At 59.2% G+C, this 1,202-nt stretch carries 1 protein-coding gene; it reads left to right on the top strand.

Going from position 1 to position 1,202, the window contains the following annotated elements:
• Positions 1-223: 223 nt before the first annotated feature.
• On the top strand, positions 224-1,171 hold the full coding sequence (locus CAG29_RS28005) for a transposase (protein ID WP_085586970.1): 948 nt from the start codon (positions 224-226) through the stop codon (positions 1,169-1,171).
• Positions 1,172-1,202 lie beyond the last annotated feature (31 nt).

Raw genomic sequence — 1,202 nt, 5'->3', positions numbered from 1 at the left:
CATCGCCAGCAGGCTGGCTTGTATGCTGGTACTTGAAGGGAGGAGGAGGGACTAGGCTGGATTCTGACTGTTGACGCAGTACAGACCGTGGGAGATTTCGCCCCTTCCTCCTTTCACCCAAGCGCCGATAAAGAATGCATCTGGCTCGACCGACGATAGGAACAAGCCTGCGCCCCTGGGTGATCCCTTCAAGTGCTCAAAACCATATCTCGGGGGGTGTTCAATGGCAATGCCGGTTTCTGCTTCCAGGCCAATTGTGGGTGTGGATGTCGCCAAGAACGAGTTGGTGATCTATCAGGCCGAGCCGGATCTGCTCGAGACCCTTCCCAACGACAAGCCAGCCATCAGGAAATGGCTAAAAGGCTTGCCGAGGCCGGTCGATGTGGCGATTGAGTCGACCAATATCTATCACCTGGAGTTCGCCGATCTGGCCCATGAGGCCGGCTGCACGATCTACATGGTCGGTGGCTATGAACTGAGCCACTACCGCAAGGGTGTGAAGGTTCGCGCCAAGACCGATGCGCTGGACGCAAGGTTGCTCGCCCGTTACCTGAAAAACGAACATGAGGAACTTCGCCCGTGGACTCCGCCATCGCCGCTGTACCGCCGACTCCTGAGCCTTTTCCGTCGGCGCGCGGCGCTGGTTCAGGCACGGGTCGGCCTGGTGCAGAGTTGGGCGAATGAGCCGCTGCTCAAAACTGCCTTTGCCGAACAAGTGGCCTCCATGCAGAGACTTGAGGTGTTGGTCGAGAAGATGATCGACGACCAGCTCAAGGAGGCCGGCCTGCTGGCTCTGCTGAGGCGCTGCATGAAAGTTGAAGGCATCGGCTTTCTGACCGGCGCCCGCTTGATCGCGGCGTTCCAGCGGGGCGATTTCAGGAGTGCCGATGCGTTCATCGCCTTTTTGGGGATGGACTTGCGAGTTTCCCAATCGGGGCAGAAGGACGGTCGCCGCAGCCTGACGAAACGCGGCGATCCGGAGGCGCGTCGGCTTCTGCACAACGCCGCCATGTCGGCCAGCCGAACGGCGGCCTGGAAAGGTTTTTATGAGGAGCAACGGGCCAAAGGGTTCAGCACCACGCAGGCGCTGGTGATACTGGCCCGCAAACTGGCCCGGATCGTATTCGCCCTGCTCAAAGGACAAAGCGAATATGAACCGAAAGCAGGCTGAGGGCTTTGCCTCAACCATAGAATCTCCCACA

The organism is Pseudomonas sp. B7(2017), assembly GCF_002112745.1.
Lineage (GTDB): Bacteria > Pseudomonadota > Gammaproteobacteria > Pseudomonadales > Pseudomonadaceae > Aquipseudomonas > Aquipseudomonas ekonensis.
The sequence above is the reverse complement of the archived record's forward strand: the minus strand, read 5'-3'. Positions and strand labels throughout refer to the sequence as shown.

Excerpts from the sequence above, each read along its gene's own strand:
- CAG29_RS28005 (WP_085586970.1), top strand. The coding sequence starts at position 224 with ATGGCAATGCCGGTTTCTGCTTCCAGGCCAATTGTGGGTGTGGATGTC.